The 20,025-nt window shown below is 44.5% G+C and carries 18 protein-coding genes; 3 read left to right on the top strand and 15 right to left on the bottom strand.

What is annotated here, in order from left to right:
• Positions 1-34: 34 nt before the first annotated feature.
• From LI091_RS08450 to LI091_RS08435, 4 genes are all read right to left on the bottom strand, one after another.
• The gene (locus tag LI091_RS08450) at positions 35-1,042 is read right to left on the bottom strand and encodes a sugar ABC transporter substrate-binding protein (RefSeq protein ID WP_059086398.1); all 1,008 of its coding nucleotides are present in this window, start codon (positions 1,040-1,042) and stop codon (positions 35-37) included.
• Positions 1,039-2,847, bottom strand: coding sequence for a cache domain-containing sensor histidine kinase (locus LI091_RS08445; RefSeq protein WP_015526628.1), 1,809 nt, complete (start codon positions 2,845-2,847; stop codon positions 1,039-1,041). The genes LI091_RS08450 and LI091_RS08445 overlap by 4 nt, the downstream gene beginning before the upstream one ends.
• Before the next feature lie 3 nt (positions 2,848-2,850).
• Positions 2,851-4,443, bottom strand: coding sequence for a response regulator (locus LI091_RS08440; protein WP_265191044.1), 1,593 nt, complete (start codon positions 4,441-4,443; stop codon positions 2,851-2,853).
• A 167-nt stretch (positions 4,444-4,610) separates the two neighbouring features.
• A complete protein-coding gene (locus tag LI091_RS08435; protein ID WP_059086400.1) occupies positions 4,611-6,914 on the bottom strand; it encodes an extracellular solute-binding protein in 2,304 nt (767 codons plus the stop codon).
• Positions 6,915-7,133: 219 nt separating this feature from the next.
• Between LI091_RS08435 and LI091_RS08430 the strand changes: the two genes are divergently transcribed.
• Positions 7,134-8,381 (top strand): uroporphyrinogen decarboxylase family protein, encoded by a 1,248-nt coding sequence (locus LI091_RS08430; protein ID WP_110925806.1) that lies wholly within the window; start codon positions 7,134-7,136, stop codon positions 8,379-8,381.
• Positions 8,382-8,501: 120 nt separating this feature from the next.
• Here LI091_RS08430 and LI091_RS08425 read toward each other — a convergent pair whose 3' ends face one another.
• From LI091_RS08425 to LI091_RS08410, 4 genes are all read right to left on the bottom strand, one after another.
• A complete protein-coding gene (locus LI091_RS08425) occupies positions 8,502-9,140 on the bottom strand; it encodes a corrinoid protein (protein WP_015526633.1) in 639 nt (212 codons plus the stop codon).
• Between the two features lie 146 nt (positions 9,141-9,286).
• On the bottom strand, positions 9,287-10,102 hold the full coding sequence (locus LI091_RS08420; protein WP_059086401.1) for a methyltetrahydrofolate cobalamin methyltransferase: 816 nt from the start codon (positions 10,100-10,102) through the stop codon (positions 9,287-9,289).
• A gap of 14 nt (positions 10,103-10,116) precedes the next feature.
• Positions 10,117-11,166 carry a uroporphyrinogen decarboxylase family protein gene (locus LI091_RS08415; RefSeq protein WP_015526635.1) on the bottom strand — a complete coding sequence of 350 codons (1,050 nt, stop codon included), beginning with the start codon at positions 11,164-11,166 and terminating at the stop codon, positions 10,117-10,119.
• 34 nt (positions 11,167-11,200) lie between these two features.
• A complete protein-coding gene (locus LI091_RS08410) occupies positions 11,201-11,527 on the bottom strand; it encodes an L-rhamnose mutarotase (protein ID WP_059086402.1) in 327 nt (108 codons plus the stop codon).
• 335 nt (positions 11,528-11,862) lie between these two features.
• Between LI091_RS08410 and LI091_RS08405 the strand changes: the two genes are divergently transcribed.
• Positions 11,863-12,282: a PPC domain-containing DNA-binding protein gene (locus tag LI091_RS08405; protein WP_265191043.1), complete on the top strand. Its 420-nt coding sequence runs from the start codon at positions 11,863-11,865 to the stop codon at positions 12,280-12,282.
• On the opposite strand, the gene LI091_RS08400 is transcribed toward LI091_RS08405, so the two are convergent.
• Positions 12,272-12,556 carry a hypothetical protein gene (locus LI091_RS08400; RefSeq protein ID WP_173776076.1) on the bottom strand — a complete coding sequence of 95 codons (285 nt, stop codon included), beginning with the start codon at positions 12,554-12,556 and terminating at the stop codon, positions 12,272-12,274. The two genes, LI091_RS08405 and LI091_RS08400, sit on opposite strands and share 11 nt — an antisense overlap.
• A 268-nt stretch (positions 12,557-12,824) precedes the next feature.
• On the opposite strand from LI091_RS08400, the gene LI091_RS08395 reads away from it, so the two are divergent.
• The gene (locus tag LI091_RS08395; RefSeq protein ID WP_021652910.1) at positions 12,825-13,904 is read left to right on the top strand and encodes an NAD(P)H-dependent flavin oxidoreductase; all 1,080 of its coding nucleotides are present in this window, start codon (positions 12,825-12,827) and stop codon (positions 13,902-13,904) included.
• 87 nt (positions 13,905-13,991) lie between these two features.
• Here the strand turns inward: LI091_RS08395 and queF are convergent, their stop codons facing one another.
• The 6 genes from queF to LI091_RS08365 form a co-directional block, all read right to left on the bottom strand.
• A complete protein-coding gene (gene queF, locus LI091_RS08390) occupies positions 13,992-14,486 on the bottom strand; it encodes a preQ(1) synthase (protein ID WP_059086405.1) in 495 nt (164 codons plus the stop codon).
• A 43-nt stretch (positions 14,487-14,529) separates the two neighbouring features.
• A complete protein-coding gene (gene queC, locus LI091_RS08385; RefSeq protein WP_256164017.1) occupies positions 14,530-15,246 on the bottom strand; it encodes a 7-cyano-7-deazaguanine synthase QueC in 717 nt (238 codons plus the stop codon).
• Positions 15,247-15,265: 19 nt separating this feature from the next.
• On the bottom strand, positions 15,266-15,934 hold the full coding sequence (gene queE / locus LI091_RS08380; RefSeq protein WP_173734268.1) for a putative 7-carboxy-7-deazaguanine synthase QueE: 669 nt from the start codon (positions 15,932-15,934) through the stop codon (positions 15,266-15,268).
• Positions 15,931-16,380 carry a 6-carboxytetrahydropterin synthase QueD gene (queD, locus tag LI091_RS08375; RefSeq protein ID WP_021976186.1) on the bottom strand — a complete coding sequence of 150 codons (450 nt, stop codon included), beginning with the start codon at positions 16,378-16,380 and terminating at the stop codon, positions 15,931-15,933. The genes queE and queD overlap by 4 nt, the downstream gene beginning before the upstream one ends.
• Positions 16,381-16,718: 338 nt before the next feature.
• Entirely contained in the window at positions 16,719-18,374 is a 1,656-nt protein-coding gene (locus tag LI091_RS08370) for a YecA family protein (RefSeq protein ID WP_173734271.1), read from the bottom strand.
• A gap of 122 nt (positions 18,375-18,496) precedes the next feature.
• Positions 18,497-20,020: a glycoside hydrolase family 32 protein gene (locus LI091_RS08365; RefSeq protein WP_110103178.1), complete on the bottom strand. Its 1,524-nt coding sequence runs from the start codon at positions 20,018-20,020 to the stop codon at positions 18,497-18,499.
• Positions 20,021-20,025 lie beyond the last annotated feature (5 nt).

Here is a 20,025-nt window from a genome sequence, read left to right as displayed (position 1 = left end):
AGTCTTATTTTTCACATCAGTGACAGTCCTTTTTTTAATCCAGTGACGGTCTGAAATAAGTGTCTATATTATCTTTTGTAAGGCTTACCACCAGGTTCTTATACCACAGTCTCAGGATTTCTCCCGAAGCAGCTCTTTTTGCACAGCTCCATGCATATTCCGCTTCATATTCCGGCGGCTGGGTTACAATACCATAAAGCTTTCCACTCTTTACCGCTTCCATATGCTCTGTTTCATTTCCAATTCCTATTACCTGGATCTTGTCCTGTATTCCTCTTGCCTTCAGCATATCATAAACTCCCAGTGCCATATTGCTGTCATGGCAGTAAAATACATTGATATCCGGATTCTGGGAAAGAAGTCTGGATGCTGCCAGACCTGCTTTTGCCCGGGACCAGTTGGCTTCTTCAATCCCCACAACTTCAACGTCCGGATAACTGGACAGATATTCCAGAAATGTCTGTGTTCTGTAAATCTGGGGATCTGTTCCCTGAGAACCTTCTATGATTCCCACTTTTCCTTTTTTTCCATTAAGACATTCCACCACCAGCTGACCTGCCAGATCAGCCTCTTCCGACATACTTGCCCCTACATAAGTTGTAATATATTCCGCAGATACAGTATCCACCTTCATATTCAGATTGATCACAGGGATTCCGGCGTTCTTTGCCTCGCGAAGTACATTCAGATAGGATTTCGCATTAACCGGACAAAAAATGATGGCATCAACCTTTCTCCGGATAAAATCCCTCATCTGCTCTTCCTGGTTTTTTACATTCCATTCTGCATACTGGATTTCCAACTTATAATCCGGATCTTTCTCTGCTTCTGCAACAAGAAGATTTCCAATAGCATACTGATAACTGGCCTGACTGGATGCAAGGGTGGCACCGATTATTTTTTTCTTTGTTTCCTGCTGCGTTTTTATACCGGCTGCCTCAGATCTGACTTCTGTTTTATAATGAACAGTTACTGTCGTTATTATCATCAAAATTGCCGCCGCAAAAATCAGGAGCCTTTTTTTCATATGCTTCTTATTCATATACTGCCTCCCTCATTATATGGAAGAACATAAGTCACTGTCGTTCCAACGCCTTCTTCTGATGAATAGCTCAGACCGTATTTCTTTCCAAAACGGAGCTGGATGCGTTCATTTACATTTTTGACTCCGATTCCGGAACCGCTGATATTCTCAGATTCGATCTCATCAGAAAGGATTTTCCTGCATATTTCTTCCGGCATTCCGCATCCGTCATCGCTGACTTCTATGATCAGATTCTGTTCCCGCCTGTACGCCCGGATAGTGATCTTTCCTGTTCCTCGTTTCTTTTTGATGCCATGATAAATACAGTTTTCCACTATCGGCTGCAGGATCAGCTTTATCGTCCTGCACCGTTCCACACCAGGCTCTGCTGAAATTTCATATGTAAATTTATCTGCATAACGCATACTCTGAATGATCAGATAATTTTTCACATGCTCCAGCTCCCTTTCCAGAGAGATTTCTTCATTTCCCTTGTTCAGGGATATCCGGAACAGCTTTGCCAGTGCTTCTGTCATTGCCACGATATTTGAGTCATTTGTCTCTGCCATCCATATAATGGAATCCAGCGTATTGTACAGAAAATGCGGATTGATCTGTGCCTGCAGAGCCTGAAGCTCGTACTTTCGCTTATCTTCCTGTTCTTCGATCACCTGCTCTTTCAGATTCCGGATACGGTCCATCATCTGATTAAATTTCATTGACAAATGTCCGATCTCATCGTCTGTAAGAATTTCCATACGCTGATCCATATTATCCGGATTAACCTGAACCATATATTTTTCCAGTTTTTTCAGAGGCTTTACTACTCCTGTAAGAATCCGGTTAAGCAGAAGCAGGGTTACTATAAGAGTAATTGCCACAGCCAGGATCATTACCCCACTGATTGCCATTGTTTCTGCCATCACAGACTTGTACGGAACCATACTTACCAGAGTCCACCCTGTTGTTTTCATATCGGTTCTGGTTACCAGATATTTCTCTCCTCTGTAGTTCAGCCTGAAACAGCTCTCCTTCGTTTTCCCAAGTGCTGTATTCAGCTCCTGACGGTTTTCCTTCTCATCAAAAGCGAAGCGTTCTCTTCCATTTTGCTGCTCATAAACCAGCTCGCCCTTATCATTTATAATACATATAAAATTCTCCTGTTTTTCCTGAAAAGAATTACAGATCTCCGTGATCTTATTCATATTCAGATTGATCAGGATCACACCTCGGAAGGTTCCGTTTTCATAGCTCTGGACTTCCCTGCTCAGTGAGATCACCTCATCATCTGTGTCAAAAAATGAATGTCTGTTAGGTCCTGTGATAATTGCATCCTGTGGCTTTGCCACTGCCTTCGCATACCAGTCCAGCTTGGAATAATCCAATGCGACCTTCTGATAGGTATACATAGATCTGTTCAGGAGCATTTTTTTCTTTCCAAAAATCATAATGGAGGAAATATCTGCCCTGGAAAGTAAGGTGTCACTGAATGCCTGGGAGCTCATCTCATAAGAACGCATATTTTTTCCGATTCCGCTATCCACATAATCATCTTCTTCTTTGATCACAGTTTCCAGATAATCCTGAAGATAATAATTATAATTTACATTTTTTGCAATGGAATCCACTTCCTCCAGATAGCTGTTCAGATAGGCTTCCATATTTACCAGATTTTCTTCTTCGTACTTTCCCCGTTCATTAAATGCCCTTGAATGAAAGACCATATAAAAAACAGTAACCATAATACACATGGTAACAATAATCAGCACCGCTGTCTGACTCAGGGCCCGGTTTTTCAGGCTGCTTTTCTGTTTTTTCTTCATGGCTTACTCCTTTGCCCTGAACTCGGAAGGAGACATTCCTGTATATTTTTTGAAAGAAACACTGAAATAATGAGGATTGGAAAATCCTGTTTCATAAGCAATCTCATAGGTTTTCATATCTGTTGATCGAAGCAGCTGCATGGATTTTTCCATACGGACATCTGTAAGATATTTTACAAAATTCGTTCCCGCTTCTTTCTTGAAGAGTCCGCTTAAATATCCTGTGCTGACAGATGCAAATTCCGCTGCTGATGTAAGGGAAATCTCCGGATTTTTATAATTTCTCATTACATAATCCTTCACCTTGTCAATAACCTGCATTCCACTGTTTGTCTGAGTAGAATTCATTTCGTCACGGATACTGCATGCAAAACGGATCAGCTCATCCTCCATCTCTCTTAGGGAACTGTATGTTTCAAATTTCTGGTATAATACAAATCCTCTGTTCCACATTTCATCCGGGATATCCTTAAGCCCGGCAAGTTCTCTCAAAAGCGCATTCATTGCCTCCATATAAATAACCTTGACATTTTTTCCGGAAAGGGAACCGTCCTTTCCATTGTCACGAAATACAGAACGTACTGCTCGTTCGATTTCTTCCGTATTGCCGATCATGATACTCTTAGTAAGATGGTGAAGTTCCTGCTGCGGATAATAGAAGGAACGCTCCAGATAATTCAGGTCTTCAATATCATAAACATTATTGCTTCCCAGTGAATATTTACACTCCAGTGCTTTCTTTGCATTGCGGTAGGCCTGGTTCAGTTCATCCAGGGTGGCTGCCGTTGTCCCCAGTGCACAGGTGGTTTTCAGCCGGATCGTGTTATAGATAGACTTCTGGATAATACAGAGGACATCATAAATAAGATCATGCGATTCTGCTTCAAGTGTACCGCAGCGAAACAAAATTACCACTCTGTCTTTTCCATCTTCAAAAACATAATGTTCTTTTCCCAGACATTCTTTCACAATATTCCGCGATGCAAAAAGATAAAGATCATAATCTGCCCCTGAAATATTTTCCATATCAAGATCCATGACTCCAATCTCATATGGTGCCTGGCTCATATCCAGCTGAAGGCTTTTTGCCCTCTCCAGATACAGCCTGAGATTACGGTCTGCAGAACAGACAATCTTGTTCAGTGTCTGTTCCTGAAGTACAGGCAGGCTCTGGCGAAGCTGATTCTTCATTGACTGGATATACTGTCTCTGGCTGTTCTCTATATGAAGCTTCTCGCAGATCTCCTTCATTTCCTTATAAAGGCTTTCGGCACCGATAGGCTTCAGGATATAGTTCTTCACTCCAAGTCCGACAGATTTCTGTGCATACTGAAAATCCTCATGTCCAGTGAGGATCACAACATGGATCTGCGGAAATTCCCTTGAAAGGATCTCCGTCAGCTCCAGACCATCCATAAACGGCATCACAATATCTGTCAGCACAAGATCCACATGATTTTTCCGTATAATATCCAGTGCCTCCTGTCCATCCTCCGCAAGAAAAATCTCCGAAAATCCCAGAGATTCCCAGTCTATGATCTTTTTCACCCCATTGCGGATAAGAGGTTCATCATCAGCAATCAGAAGTGTATACATTTTCTTCCCCTCCCATCTGTACATCGCCCGTGATTATATATAATTTTTGTCTGTTTTTCGTGCACTTTTTTGTTGATTATACTATATTTTCACAAAAGTTACAACTTTTCCCACAATTATTCTTGTGTATATTGCATATTACAAAAATTATTAAACGTGGTTTTTCGTCATCTTCTGAATATTTCGTGAATCGTTGGATATCCATACATGCTGAACAGGTGATCCGCCTCTTCCTGTGCTGCTTTCAGAGCCTCCTCAATAGAGATATCTCCCTGGTATATTTTTCGCAGAGCCTGACACATGATCTTCTCAATCTGCTCTACAGGAATAATCAGGCGATTCTTTCGATACGGACTGTTTCGTCTTTTTGCATACTGAAGGCTCTCCTCAGTGCTGACCAGCCAGGGATACAGCTTCAGAAGCTCACTGTTGCGGTACGGTGTCACAACTGTTGACGCACCATTCAGTATAGTCAGATACAGATTCGTATCACTGTTGCACAGCCAGGAAAAAAATCGGCAGACAGCTTCTCTGTGTGAGGAAAAAGGATTCAGTCCCAGATTCCATCCTACACTGGCAGGTGCTTTTCCCGGAACCATACCGGAAGCGATCCGACCGGATACATTCTCTTTCACCCGCTGGTTTATTCCATGGGCAAACTCTGAATATGTGATCAGCATAGCTGTCCTGCCTGTACAGAAATCATCTACTGTCTGAGTGATAGATTTGTTCATATCTTTCTCCGGTATATAATCCAGCGTATGGAGAATACTCTCAAAAGCCATTCTGTTCTCCTTCGTATGAAAGGTTGGCCTATGATAATTATCCCACAGCTTTCCGCCGCAGGCCCAGAGCCTGATCAGGATCTCCGGTGCCAGTTCTTCATCGATCGCTCCCGCAAAAGAAGCTCCGTATTCTGTAGGTGACGCAGGATTCTCCTTCCTTGTAAAAAAGGCAGCCACATCATTAAATTCCTTCCATGTTCTCGGTGCCCGAAGTGATATCAGACTCCTTTTCTGGTATTCAGTCTGAAGCTCCCTGTTTTCAAACAGGTCTTTTCTGTAGAAAAGAAGCTGTGTTCCTCCGCTCACCGGGATTCCGAAATACCGTCCGTTCAACTGGCAGTTCCGGAAGCCTGACTGAAAAAACTGATCCTTTTTGAAGCTGTCACTTTCAATAAAGGAAGAAATATCTGCAAGACACATATTTTGAACCATATATTCCAGCCACGGAACATCATAGGTATAAAAGTCATAGGTCTGCGTCAGCGTAGCACAGGACTCTGAAATCATGGAAAGCAGCTGGTTCTGAGGTACACAATGAAACTCTACCTGAATCCCGGTTTCCGCTTCAAAATGTCCGGTAAGCAGCTGCAGTGCCTGGATAGTCGGATTGTCCACTGACAGAAAGCGGATTTTCTCTCTGCAGGATATCCGGAAGCTCTGTTTCTGCTGCTTTTCTTTTTCCGGCAGACTCACAAGCCGGATATCCTTTTCCGAAAAATCAATCTCCTGTATAATCTGCTCATACAGCCTTGGGTTATGGATATTCTGCAAAAGTATCCTGGCTGCCTGCTCCCCCAGAACAGTACTGTTTCTGGAGATTTTGATCACACCATCATTCTGATTGATGTTGATCCAGGATTCCTCGGAACAGCTGATCAGAACAATATCCTCCGGGGTTCGCAATCCGCAGTATTCCATGGCAGTCTGAATTCCATATGTGATCTCACGACTTGTTGACAGCAAAACCTCCGGCGGCTTCCTGGAAAAAATTTTCATAAAACTGCTGAATGCATCTTCTCTGGTAAAATTCGTCGCACATATCTTCTCCGGTGCCAAATCTTCTCCCAGTGTTTCCATGGCATCTCTGCATGCCCGGACATAATTCCGCTCAGAAGAAAACTCAAGAGGACCACAGACAATACTGATATCCCGGTATCCCTGTTCCAGAACCTGTTTTGTTATGCTGTAAAAGGTATCGTAATGACGAAATCCTACATAATTACAGAACACCGAATCCGGCTCACGTTCAACAAAAACCGCCGGAATCTGATAATCCATAATGTGGTTCTGAAAAAAAGCTGTATTACCGGGCTGTGTCGTCACGATAATAAGCCCTGCTGAATTCTGGGTAATAAATTCGTCGATCTTCGTACATTCAACATCTGCGGAATCATTGGAAAACGCAATATTAATGGAATATCCATGGGACTGAAGATAAGAAGATATTCCGTCAAAGAGCCCTGAGTAAAACTGGCTCCTCATTCCCGGAAGCAGCACGCTTACCATATTACTGGCTTTTTTTTTCAGATTTCTGGCAGAATAATTCGGAATATATTTCAGCTTCTCCACAGCGTCCATTATCTTTGTATAGGTTTCCGGACGGACTGCTTTCTTTCCGCTCAGTGCGCAGGAAACGGTTGCTATGGATACACCTGCTTCCCTTGCAACGTCTTTTAATGTTATCATTTTTATGTCCCTTCAAATGCTTCTGTTTCGTCGTTTTTCTCTCTGTTTTTATCTGTTTTTCATTATATGTCCTATGAGATCCGCTTCATTCAACATAGTAAAATTCGTAGTAAAACGTTTAGATTTTTATTCCGGCAATCGTATTGAAACACACACTTTTTTTTCACATAATGTAGTTATAAGTTGAAGCAAATGAAAAACTACAGGAGGTAAATATATATGAAAATGACACCCAGAGAACGTGTAATGGCGTCTGTCAATCATCAGAATCCTGATTCCCTTCCAATGGATCTGGGAAGCAACGTAAGTGCCGGAATCAGTGGTATGGCTTACGGAAAATTAAAAGAATATCTTGGAATCACAACAGGCCACAACCGTATTTACGATGTGGTACAGCAGGTAGCTCAGCCTGAGATCCAGGTTCTTGATATCATCGGAGCTGACGTCCTTGACGTTGGCCGTGTATTTAACACAGAAGACTCCAACTGGTACGATGTAACCTTATCAAACGGCGTTGCCGCACAGTGGCCGGGCTGGTTCAGGCCGAGACATAACAAAGATGGCTCTTATGAATATTTTGACTGCGAGGGCACACTCATTGCCAAGATGCCAAACGGCGGAATGTGTTTTGACCAGCAGTACTTCCCATATAAAGAAGATTACCCGAAAAACTACAATGATCTGGATAAAGAGATGGGAAAGGTTATCTGGAGTGCTATGGTTCACAGTCCATGGGATCATTCCAACGAAAAATATTTCTGGGAAACACTTCGTGAGAGATGTCTTGTACTGAAGAACAGCACAGACCGTGCCCTGATGATCACCTGCGGATGCAACTTCTTCGAATGGGGAACTTTCCTTCGCAGAATGGAAAATTATCTCATGGATATTTATGAGGAACCGGAGCAGGTTCTTGCACTTAATGACCAGCTTCTGGAACGCCACCTGAAAAACCTGGAAAACACATGTAAGTACCTTAACGGAATCGTAGATATCGTCCGTTTCGGTGATGACCTCGGAATGAACAACAACATGTTCATGTCCCTGGAAAAATACCGTACCTTATTCAAACCGTATCATACAAAGATTAATGAGTATGTACATAAACACAGCAGCATGAAGACATTCCTCCACTCCTGCGGTTCCATCTTCCCGGTCATCGGAGATCTGGCAGAAGCAGGCTTCGATATCCTTAATCCGGTTCAGACATCAGCAGCCAATATGGATCCTGCCAGACTGAAACAGGAATACGGCAAAGATATCACCTTCTGGGGCGGCGGATGCAACACCAGAAAAATTCTGAACATGGGAACTGAAAAAGAGGTTTACGACTACTGCAGACGCATGATCGATATCTTCTTCCAGGATGGCGGATTCGTATTCAACCAGGAGCACAACATCCTCGGTGATGTTCCTCCTCAGAATATCATGGCTATGTATAAAGCTGTTGAGGATGCCAGAAGATAAAGTACAGACAATATGTTTCTAAAACCCCAAAAGGGATGCCGCATGAACAGAATCTCTGAATTCTGTTCCATACGGTATCCCTGATGGCATAGGTTTATCATAAGCGGTTGGATTATTCAGTTATGCTCCGATCAGCTGATTTGCCAGTGTTGCAGCACTTGCAGCATCCTCGGAATATCCGTCTGCGCCGATCTCGTCTGCGAATTCCTGAGTGATCGGTGCTCCGCCGACCATAACCTTGATATTGCTTCTGAAATCAGATTTGTTCAGTGCATCTACAGCATCACGAAGTGCAGGCATTGTTGTTGTAAGAAGAGCGGAAAGAGCGATGATCTTTGTATCCGGGTTCTCTCTGTAGCACTCGATGATCTTGTCATTGGAAACGTCAACACCAAGGTCGATAACCTCGAAGCCTGCACTCTCGATCATCATGGCAACAAGGTTTTTACCGATATCATGAAGGTCTCCTGCTACTGTTGCAATGATAAGTTTACCCTTTACGCCTGTAGCTCCGGATGCAAGATGCGGTTTCAGAACCTCAACACCTTTTTTCATGGCTCTTGCTGCTACCAGCATCTCAGGTACAAAGATCTCATTATTTTTGAACTTCTCACCTACAACAGCCATGGCATCGATCATACCTTTATTTAAGATCTCCTGTGGATCGCAGCCTTCATCAAGAGCTTCCTGCACTGCTTTTCCTACCAGTTTCGCTTTACCGATTTCTACTAATTTTGCAACTTCTTCGATTTTTGACATTGTTCTACCTCCAAATATTATGTATATTCATTATTTGCTACGGACAGGCTGATAATTTTTCGCACTCATCTCAGCTTTTATCGTATTTTTTATGGGATTCGTTTGCAGAGTCCTCCGCAGGCTCTGCAAACCTGAAGGGATCCTGATTATTTTTTTACAGGTCCAATAAGACCCTCTCTGTATGCTCCGATGTACTCCATACAGTAGTCATCTTCTCCAAGAAGAGCTTCTGTTGCATAAATAAGGCCAAGCATGTCTCTGTTTGTCGGATCAAGGATTCCACTGTCCAGTCCGGCATTCATAGCCAGTACCATAAATCCAAGGTTGATCAGCTTACGAACCGGCAGGTTGAAAGAAATATTGCTGATCGCTGCTGTAATGTGAATGGACGGATACTGCTCACGAACAGAAGTGATAACCTCGATATTTGTCTCAATTCCGTTCTCAGATGTACAAAGCATCTCTACCAGCGGATCAATGTGGAGCCTTGATGGAGCGATTCCGTATTCTTTGGCTTTTGCCATGATCTTATCAAATACGCGAAGTCTGTCTGCTGCATTTTTCGGGATTCCGGTATCATCACTGAGAAGAGCGATAACTTCCCAGCCTTTATTTTCTTCCTGTGCCATAACAGGGAAAATCTTGTCGATCTTGTCGCCCTCGCCGGATACAGAATTGAAAAGTCCCGGACGTTTACAGAATTTATAAGCCTGGATCAGTACATCAGCACTTGGACTGTCCACAGAAATCGGAAGGTCTGTTACTTCCTGAATACAGTCGATCATCCATTTCAGTGTTTCAACTTCCTCTTCCTCCGGAACAGATGCACAGCAATCGATAAATGTTGCTCCGGCTTCTGCCTGTTTTCTTGCACGGTCTTTGATAAACTCCGCATCTCTTTTTGCAATAGCCTCTGCAACAGAAGGAATGGAACCGTTGATTTTTTCTCCAATAATAATCATATTTTTCTTCCTCCCTATTCGTAGATCTTGGTTGCTTCGTCAAACAGCGCCTTGATATTGCTTGGCGGAACATCCGGCTGTAATCCCTCATGGCTTGGTGATACGATAAGGCCTGTCGGGAAGTAGGTACGAAGCTCTTTAACCTTTGCAGCTACCTGCTCCGGTGTTCCGTTCGGAAGAAGATCCTGTGTATCAACACCGCCGCAGAAAGAAATCTTTCCGTCGAATTTATCTTTCAGGTTTGCAGGATCCATACCTGCTGCAAGTGCCTGGATCGGATGGATAACATCAACGCCAGCCTCAATGAGAAGCGGGATAGCTTCAACAATAGATCCGCAGGAATGATATACAACCTTTACGCCATAGCTGTGTGCCAGATCGATAAGTTTCTTTGCTCCGGGAATAACGAACTCGCTGATAAGAGCCGGGCTGATCATCAGGCCTCTCTGACTTCCTACATCATCACCGATGAGGATTGCCTGTACTTTACCTTTTGTTGCCTCAAGGAAAATCTTAAGGGCTTTCAGATAAAAATCTACAATATGATCATCTACATAATGTACCATCTCAGGCTCTGCAACCATGTTCATAAGGCATGTCTGCATTCCGAATGCAGCACAGGTATCCTGGAAGTGGCAGGCCCAGAGCATACCCATAACTACTTTATCATCCGGTGCCTCATCAACAAGACGGCGGCACTCTTCCGGATCGATATAAAGCTCCGGATCCGGCCATGGGAAATTCACTGCCTCCACATCTTCAAGATCCTCACACTGTGCAAAGCATCCGTCTGCTGTCAGTGTTCTGTGCTCTGTATCTACGTTGCTTCCGTTCATATACCAGTCAAATGCCGCGAAAATTGCGGAGCATGTCGGGGATTTGTACGGGATCTCTACTGCGTAGAAATCATCTCCGCATACTTTTTTCAGTTCTTTGATATTGTCTACATGGTAGTAATCGCAAAGTGCAGGAACTGCCTCCGGTGTCGGATCACCAAGCCAGCAGGCCGGTCTGTCTACCGGTTTTCTTTCTACAGTTGCGATAAATCTTTCTCTACTGTTCATGTTTCTTTTCCTCCATATCTATTGCTTTTGCTTATTAGTTAAGGTGATAAATTTCTTCCATATCTGACCAGAATTCGCCCTCTGCTCTGTCAGGAAGGGGTGACATCAGCGGTTTTACAACATCCCACCATCTTTGTGTTGCCGGATCTGCTGCCATCTTTGCCATATCTGCATCAAAATCTTCGCCTTCGTACTCAAAATATGTAAAAAGATATTCTCCTCTGCTGTAGATAGAATAATTTTTCAGGCCGCATTCTTTGATCATTTCATTTACGCCCGGCATTGGATTTGCATGCCATTTTTTATATTCGGCAAGCTTTTCCGGTTTTACCTTGATCATCTGACCAAATCTTTTTTTCATACTTTCACCCTTTCCCTGCTGCTTCCAGTTTACAGTTCTTACATTCCGTTCTTTATGAAAATCATTATAAAAAAAGCCGGTAAAAATATAAATTCAATATTTTCATCGGTTTAGTCCTTTTTTTCATGTAAAAAATCTGAACATGTAAAAAATACACCTATAGCAATTCCAGAAATTAATACATTAAAAAGAAGTTGAACAGAGCATGATGCAACAATCTCCGGAAGTGCTGTAATCTGATTAATGTAACTATTGAATAAAAACAGGAATGTATTATACTGAAATCATACTCAGACAATGGGAAAATCAAAGAATTTACAGGGAGGTTTTTTATCATGGAATACAGACGTTTTGGAAACACGATCTATCTTCGACTTGATCCGAAGGAAGAGATCCTGGAGGAGATCGGCAAGGTTGCAGAGAAAGAGAACATCCGCCTTGCACAGGTCACAGGCCTTGGTGCCATCAATGATTTCACCGCAGGTGTATACAACACCGTAACAAAGGAATACCACTCTATCCAATTTCAGGGAGCTTATGAGATTGTTTCTCTTACTGGTACCGTTACCCGCAAGGACGGTGACGTTTATCTTCATCTCCATATCGCAGCCGGTGACGAAGAAGGCCTTGTACACGGCGGTCATCTGAACCGTGCCATCATCAGCGCTACTGCCGAGATCCAGATCCAGGTGATCGACGGAGAGATCGGCCGTGAGTTCAGTCAGGAGATCGGTCTGAATCTGTTTAAATTCTGATTTTGCCAGAGGGATTCCGGACACAGTCTACTGCTTTACAGTTTAAAAATTTCATCACACATAAAAAGGGTGAAACTACACAGCATAATGCTGTCAGCTCACCCTTTTCTTTAGCTTCAATATTGCCCTCTTCCGCACTCTCTGTCACGGTTCCGGCTTCCGCCAGCGGCATTTCCTCCTGTGCATAGGCCGTCACTGTTCCCGCTGACAGAGATGTGACTGTCACGGACGCCGCAAGCAGCCAGGCCATGATGGTACTCGTCTTTTTTCGCATACCTGTTCCTCCCTTTTCCTCTAATTCACTTTACAGTTTTCTGTAAAGCTGATATCACTGTAAATTTGCCTGATATTTTCTGTTCTGTCAACAAAGTGGATTTTAACAAAATCTGGTCAAACAGCTATTCGCAATTGAAGCAGAGGACTTCCCTGATTCACCGACATTTACATTGACAAATTCCCCTGTTATGATATACTTTGATGATAAAACTATTTTATACTAAAATTATTTAACGAAAGCAAATGAATGTGAGGATCTGATCATTATGAAGAATTTTAAAATCGGTGATAAACTTACGAGATTTCCCCTGATCCAGGGTGGAATGGGCGTTGGTATCAGCCTTGGCCGTCTGGCAGGCACCGTTGCAAAGGAAGGCGGGATTGGAATCATTTCCACCGCTCAGATCGGCTACCGGGAAAAGGATTTCGACCGTAATACCGAAGAAGCCAACCAGCGGGCTATCCTGTCCGAGATGAAAAAAGCACGCAGGATTTCTCCTGACGGTATCATCGGCTACAACATCATGGTTGCACTGAAGGAGTACGCATCTCATGTAAAAGCCGCTGTCCATGCCGGCGCTGACCTGATCATCTCCGGTGCAGGACTTCCTACAGAGCTCCCTGCTCTTGTCAGCGGAAGCAAAACAAAGATTGCCCCCATCGTCTCAACGGACAAATCTGCAAAGGTTATCCTGAAATACTGGGAAAGAAAGTACAAGCGCACTGCAGACCTTGTGGTGATCGAAGGTCCCCAGGCAGGCGGTCATCTGGGTTTCCACAAGGAAGAGCTGGATTCCTATACACCGGAAGCCTACGACAATGAGATCCGAAAGATCGTCCAGACTGTAAAAAGCTATGCCGCAAAATTCGGCACGGAAATCCCTGTAGTAGCTGCCGGCGGCATCGCCACGCACGAGGATGTAAAGCATGTCCTTGATCTTGGTGTGGACGGCGTTCAGGTCGCCACCCGTTTTATCCCAACGGAAGAATGTGACGCAGACATCCGGCTGAAAGAATCCCTGATCCACGCCGCAAAGGACGACATTGCCATTGTAAAAAGTCCGGTAGGTATGCCGGGACGTGCCATTATGAATCCCTTCATGCAGCACGTCATGGCCGGAGAAAAGATCCCGCACAGTCCCTGCCACCGCTGCCTTGCCAAATGTTCCCCCGGCGAGATCCCTTACTGCATTACAGACAAGCTGATCGCCGCCGTAAAGGGCGACGTGGAAAACGGCCTGCTGTTCTGCGGAGCAAAGGCCTATATGGCAGATAAGATCGAAACCGTGCACGATGTGATCGCTGATCTGTTTGGCACAGAATCGGAGTGCATCCGGCTGTCATAAAGATAAACCTGCGCCGCTAGGCGCACCTAAACAAAAAGCCCCTGCTTTCATTGCTTTTCGCAGTGAAAACAGGGACTTTTAGTTTTTCTACCGGTTATCGATCTTTTCCGGGTACATGTCATGCTCTGCAAGGCGTTTCCAGGCAATCTCCTCCCATCTGGTTCCGGCTTTTCCGTAATTGCAGTAGGGATCAATGGAAATGCCACCTCTCGGCGTAAATTTTCCCCAGACCTCAATGTATTTCGGATCCATGAGACGGATCAGATCCTTCATAATGATGTTCACGCAATCCTCATGAAAATCTCCGTGATTGCGGAAGCTGAAAAGATACAGCTTCAGAGATTTGCTCTCCACCATTTTTTCACCGGGTACGTAGGATATCGTGATCGTCGCGAAATCCGGCTGTCCGGTAATGGGACAAAGGCTTGTAAATTCCGGGCAGTTAAATTTTACAAAGTAATCGTTGTCCGGGTGCTTGTTCAAAAATGTTTCCAGTACCTCCGGAGCATAATTGTCCGGATATTTTACTTTCTGATTTCCGAGAAGGGTGATCCCTTCTTTTTCCAGGTTTTCTCTGCTCATATTTTTTTCCTTTCTATGGTCAAACGGATATTTATGATCCGATCTATCTGTCAAGTGCCGGATCCTTCACTCCATTGAGCCGGAATGCCTCTGCTCTGTCAATACAGGTTCCACACACACCGCAGGGCTTTTCGCCGCCTTCGTAACAGCTCCAGGTCAGTTCATAAGGAACATTCAGCTCCAGGCCGGTTTTTACGACCTCTGCCTTTGTGCAGCTGACAAAAGGCGCCTCAACCTTCAGCTGGCCGCCGCTTCCCTGATAGATTGCCTCGTTGATCGCATTGTGAAACGCACTGCTACAGTCCGGATATGCATTTCCGGCTGCATCATCCGCATGTGCTCCGTAATAGATCACACTGCAGTTTTTTGACAGCGCAATACTTGCTGCCGAAGAAAGAAACAATCCGTTCCGGAACGGCACATAGGTTGAAACCGGTGAGCCATCGGTTTCCTTCAGCTGCTCTGCATAGCTTTCGTGCGGGATCTCTCTGTCTGAATGCTTCAGAAGCGAACAGTCACTGTACCGGAAGATCGGCTCCAGATCCAGATAAAGATGCTCCACTCCGTAATATTCTGCTGTTTTTCTGGCAGCCTCAATTTCTTTTGTGTGCTTCTGTCCGTAAGCTACTGTTAATGCAATTACATTCTCTTTTCCATATTTGTTTACGGCAAGCCCCAGGCAGGTGGTGGAATCCACACCGCCGCTTGCAAGTACAAGTGCTTTCATAGCGTTCTCCTTTTCTGCGGTATTTCTTGTTATATTGTGATATGTTTTCCTGTCATACTCCCCGTTTCTGCGGGTCCCAGATCACCTTATGAAGCTGGATCTGAAGCTTTACATCGTTGAGCTTTTTTTCCATAAGGAAATCCACGATCTCCACCGGCTGGATCCTGCCAAATACAGGGCTGAAATAAACTGCCGTTTTTCCGATCAGCCTGTACTTTTCCAGGATTTCCAGAGCTTTTTCCATATCTCTGCGGCTGCTGACCACGAATTTCAGCGTATCCTCACTGCCCAGAAGCTCCAGATTGGAAAGGAGCATCTCTTTTTCCATGCCGCTGTCCGGTGCTTTATAATCCATGGTAAAGGACGGACGTTTTTTTAATATATGATAAGGCTTCAGATCTACGCTTCCATTGGTCTCAATCTCCACCCGCTGGGATGGATCCTCCAGGATTGCCTCGATCAGCTCCTCCATGCCTTTCCGTAAAAGTGGTTCCCCGCCTGTAAGTGTCACATTTTTTACGCCTGTTTCACGGATCCAGGAAAGGATCTCTTCTTCTGTCAGCCTTTCACTCTCACATCCCGGCTCATTTGCCCAGCTGGTATCACAATAGCTGCACTGAAGATTGCAGCCCTTAAACCGGATAAAAGCGACAAGCTCTCCTGCCCGTCTGCCCTCTCCGTTGATGCTGACAAATTTCTCTACAACCTGATAGGTACTCATAGCCATACCGCCTCCGTTTCTTCTTCCGTTTCCCGGTAAGCTGCACAGTTATTTGGTGTTTCGTAAACAACAGCTCTTTTTACAGGATAGCCCTTTTCTTCCATTTTCCTGAAAAAATACTCTGAAAAATTCTCTGCTGTAGGGCGAAAGGGAACCTTCACCAGATGAAAGCCTTCTTCATCCAGTGCTTCCAGGGTTTTCGGACGTAATGTATTTTCTTCATAGATCAGCGTGTGATCCATGGAATCTGCCAGCTCCCGAAGATCCTTTTTCAGATCTCCGAAATCTACCAGCATCCCTCGCCCCTGACCGTTTTTCTCCAGCTTCCGGCTTTCGATCTCAATCTCCACATGCCAGCGATGGCCATGGATATTGGAACATTTGCCGGTGTAACCGGACAAAAAGTGTGCCGAATCGAAATCTGCTTCTGTTTTTAACTGATACATAAATTTTTCCTCCTTCTGGATCTGTCACACCACCCGAATATTTCCATAAATAAAAAAAGCCGGGATTCCCGGCCTTGATCCAGTTAAAGTAAAAAAAGGGCAGACCCGCCACGAGTCTGCCCTGATTCTCACATCTTCTTCAGCCCTGGTTTTATTTATAGACAGGATGGTACAAACGAACTGTCTTATATTAATTTGTATGGTATTTCCGGAGATACTGCATCAAACGATAAATTGGACCAGATCATCCGTGTTCGCTGCTCACTCATGAGCGCAGTCGCTCCGCAACGATCTATGGGAACTTTCAGCTCCGGAATTACGGTAAATTTTCTGCAGAATTATCTTCTTCCGCAGCACTTCTTATATTTCTTACCGCTTCCGCACGGACACGGATCGTTGGGATAGATTTTTCTTGCAGATGCCGGCTGCATCGGCATTGCTGTCGGCACAAAGCTGTTCGGCATTGCAGTGTGCGGCTTGCCTGTGGCAAACGGCCATACTGCTCCTGAGATCTCATTCGGTGTGTAACCGCGGAATTCCAGCATTCTTGTGTTATTGTTTGCCTCCATGATCAGCTTTGTAAATTTCTCAAGCTGCTCATCGTTAAACTGGATTCCCTTCTGGTTCAGGTTTTCCATGATTGCTGACATTCTGCCATCCATGGAGCATTCTTTGTAAATAAAGAACAGTACCTGATCCTTCACTGCATCGGAAACCTTCATCTCATCCAGCAGAAATCTGCCCAGTCTCTGGTAAGAAGCAGATTTTGTCGGATACCCGTTTTCGGAATAATCCAGGATCTCATCTACAGACGGAATATAGAATTTCCGTCCACCCTGACGTCTCTCGATATCCTTGTAGATGTTATTGACCAGTGCGGATTTCAGGATCAGCTGATCCTCCGCAAGCTCACAGATACAGGCCTTCTCCGGAATGGTATGATACAGCTCGATGAAGCTGTCATATCCGATGTCAAAGCCTTTTCTCTGCTTAAACATCTCATATACGGTCTTTGCCGGTGCAGATACATACAGATAGCTTACCATAATAAGGCAATCCTTCAGCCAGTTTACCTGGCTGCGAAGTGTCTGGAACTCCGGTGTATTGATCTGATCGTAAACAGCTACAACCTCTGCCGGAACTTCTGCGTAATCATCACTGTAGGAAACAAGGTAGCCCATATCGTTCAGCCATTCTAACGTATTCCACTCATCCTCTGTAACATGGAAGCATTTTCTCTGAATAGCCGCCTCAAAAGCCAGTACCTCCTGATCGTCTGCTACGAGGAAGCTTGCTTTCATAACCTCCGGTTTAAGAACCTCTGCGGCAACCTTTGCGGCGATCTCTTCCTGATCCATTCCCTTGCAGTGAAGTCCAAGCTCACCTGCAATACTGAGAAGGTCTTCTTTACGATAGGACATGAGGAAATCTTTTACTGTAGGATTTCTTCTGCTGCCTGTGGCTACCTCATCTGCTTTTGCAGCTCTGGCTGCTGCCTCTACTGCTGCTACTGTTGCAGCAATGTCTTCCGATACTTTGGCTGTTTCCGCCTCAGTTTCAACTGCTGCAGTGCATCCCAGCTCTGGTGCCTCTGTCCAGTACGGATCATCCTCACCCTTTACTTCTTTTATAATAGAAGGAGCTTCTGCTGTTCCCTCGTCTTTCTTCTCAATATCAACTCTGTATTCCGGAGCTTCCTTATCCGCACCATACTGACGGAAGGTAAACCATTTCTCGGAATCCATAAGCTCTACAGTCTCTGTCTCGCCTGCATTTAATAATGTGAAATTATTCTTCGCTTCTCCGTCACCGTTCTCACGGATCTGTACTTTTTTCTGAAAAAATTCAATCTCATATAGGCTGCCTGCCGGATACTGAACCAGTTTTTCAAGCATGGCTGCCATATTTGCAAATGTAACGTCAGCCGCAACAGTACAGCGTCTCCATACCGGCGGTTTCGTTCCTTTTCTTGTGATTTTTAACTGATAAAACATTCCTGTGTTCCTCTCCTGTAAATATATGCCGGATCAGGAGATACGAATAACTCCTGATCCGGCGTAAGCAACTTCCCCTATGTTATACAAAAATAGAGAAATTGTCAATATTTGAGAGGCTTCTACAACACAATATCATATTTCTCAACCTGGATCACAGCATTTCCGTCACTGTGAAACAGAATCTCATCTGCTTCCACTGGTGTTGGGATCACGGTAGTCGCAGTTTTGCTTCCATCATTGATAAAAAGCTCTATGGAGCTTCGATCCAGGATAAAACGCAGCTTCAGATTTTGTCTGTCATCTGTGATCTGGAGCTTTCTTGTACATACAACATCACGCTGCACCCCGCTCCAGGTTCTGTCGATTTCCAGTATCTGTCTTTTTCGATCATAGGTAAAGACCGTTGTATATTCTTCATTGCGTGCAAGCTCGATCCGGAACTCATTGTACACATCCAATGCTTCCTGATTTGGATTTCCGGAGTTCCTGCTTCCATCCATGATGCCATCTGCGTTCTGCAGTTCCACAGTCAGATCGATCATTCGGCCACGGACGCCTTCAAGGCTTAAGCTCTCACCCACTTTTACATTCTCATAACAGCAACGGTTTTTCCGATAATTCTCAATTTCTCGGACCGGCTTCTGCCAGATCTTTCCGTCACGATATTCCAGCTCTCTCGGAAGAGTCATCATTCCCTGCCATCTCTGCTTTTCCTTGATCACACAGCTATCCCAGGATTTCATCCAGGCGATCATCACTCTTCTTCCATCTGGAAGAAGGGTTGTCTGCGGCGCATAAAAATCAAGTCCGTAGTCCAGACTTACCGGTGCGTCTTTTTCAAATGTATGTTTTTCGCTGTCATAATCTCCCGTAAAATACAGGGAATTATGTCCATTATGAAACTCATACCCTTTTGCCCGCATATGCTGCGGAGAACAGATCAGCACATGTTTATCCCCGAGCGGAAAGAAATCGGGGCATTCCCACATAACACCGATTTCTCCTGTGGAGTTCTCCGCAAGAATTGTTTCAAATTTCCATTCTTTCAGATCTTTACTGGAAAACAGAACTACCTGTCCAGGAATTTCTTCGCTGCGGCATCCTACGAGCATATGGTATGTTCCGTTATCTTCCCATACCTTCGGATCACGGAAATCAACTCTGCTGCATTTCTCCGGAAGCATATCTCCGGTGACTATCGGATTTTTCTCTGCCTTTACATAATCTTTTCCGTCACCCCAGGCAAGGCACTGATTCTGCCGGACTTCTTCTTTTCCATCAGGCAGCTTTTCTGTTGTAACTCCTGTGTAGATCAAAGCCTGTTTTCCATCCGCTTCAATAGCACTTCCGGAAAAGCATCCCTCTCGATCATATTCCTGATCCGGTGCAAGCGCTGTAGGAAGCTGCTCCCATCTGATCATATCCTCCGTCACACTGTGGCCCCAGTGCATAGGGCCCCAGTCACGGCTGTAAGGATGATACTGGTAAAAAAGATGTACCTTTCCTTTAAAAACAGAAAATCCATTGGGATCATTGATCCAGCCAACCGGTGCAGATACATGAAAGGCCGGTTTCTCTTCCTGCGGGATATTTTTTGCTTCCTCTATTTCATAAAGACGTGCTTTTTCAAGTTTTTCACTCATACTCT

Source organism: Blautia sp. MSK20_18 (assembly GCF_020553125.1).
GTDB lineage: Bacteria > Bacillota > Clostridia > Lachnospirales > Lachnospiraceae > Blautia_A > Blautia_A fusiformis.
This window is presented reverse-complemented; position numbering and strand designations above follow the sequence as displayed.

What these genes read in the sequence shown, in the direction of transcription:
- LI091_RS08450 (WP_059086398.1), bottom strand. Translation starts at nt 1,042, where the DNA reads ATGAATAAGAAGCATATGAAAAAAAGGCTCCTGATTTTTGCGGCGGCA.
- LI091_RS08445 (WP_015526628.1), bottom strand. Translation starts at nt 2,847, where the DNA reads ATGAAGAAAAAACAGAAAAGCAGCCTGAAAAACCGGGCCCTGAGTCAG.
- LI091_RS08440 (WP_265191044.1), bottom strand. Translation starts at nt 4,443, where the DNA reads ATGTATACACTTCTGATTGCTGATGATGAACCTCTTATCCGCAATGGG.
- LI091_RS08435 (WP_059086400.1), bottom strand. Translation starts at nt 6,914, where the DNA reads ATGATAACATTAAAAGACGTTGCAAGGGAAGCAGGTGTATCCATAGCA.
- LI091_RS08430 (WP_110925806.1), top strand. Translation starts at nt 7,134, where the DNA reads ATGAAAATGACACCCAGAGAACGTGTAATGGCGTCTGTCAATCATCAG.
- LI091_RS08425 (WP_015526633.1), bottom strand. Translation starts at nt 9,140, where the DNA reads ATGTCAAAAATCGAAGAAGTTGCAAAATTAGTAGAAATCGGTAAAGCG.
- LI091_RS08420 (WP_059086401.1), bottom strand. Translation starts at nt 10,102, where the DNA reads ATGATTATTATTGGAGAAAAAATCAACGGTTCCATTCCTTCTGTTGCA.
- LI091_RS08415 (WP_015526635.1), bottom strand. Translation starts at nt 11,166, where the DNA reads ATGAACAGTAGAGAAAGATTTATCGCAACTGTAGAAAGAAAACCGGTA.
- LI091_RS08410 (WP_059086402.1), bottom strand. Translation starts at nt 11,527, where the DNA reads ATGAAAAAAAGATTTGGTCAGATGATCAAGGTAAAACCGGAAAAGCTT.
- LI091_RS08405 (WP_265191043.1), top strand. Translation starts at nt 11,863, where the DNA reads ATGGAATACAGACGTTTTGGAAACACGATCTATCTTCGACTTGATCCG.
- LI091_RS08400 (WP_173776076.1), bottom strand. Translation starts at nt 12,556, where the DNA reads ATGCGAAAAAAGACGAGTACCATCATGGCCTGGCTGCTTGCGGCGTCC.
- LI091_RS08395 (WP_021652910.1), top strand. Translation starts at nt 12,825, where the DNA reads ATGAAGAATTTTAAAATCGGTGATAAACTTACGAGATTTCCCCTGATC.
- queF (WP_059086405.1), bottom strand. Translation starts at nt 14,486, where the DNA reads ATGAGCAGAGAAAACCTGGAAAAAGAAGGGATCACCCTTCTCGGAAAT.
- queE (WP_173734268.1), bottom strand. Translation starts at nt 15,934, where the DNA reads ATGAGTACCTATCAGGTTGTAGAGAAATTTGTCAGCATCAACGGAGAG.
- queD (WP_021976186.1), bottom strand. Translation starts at nt 16,380, where the DNA reads ATGTATCAGTTAAAAACAGAAGCAGATTTCGATTCGGCACACTTTTTG.
- LI091_RS08370 (WP_173734271.1), bottom strand. Translation starts at nt 18,374, where the DNA reads ATGTTTTATCAGTTAAAAATCACAAGAAAAGGAACGAAACCGCCGGTA.
- LI091_RS08365 (WP_110103178.1), bottom strand. Translation starts at nt 20,020, where the DNA reads ATGAGTGAAAAACTTGAAAAAGCACGTCTTTATGAAATAGAGGAAGCA.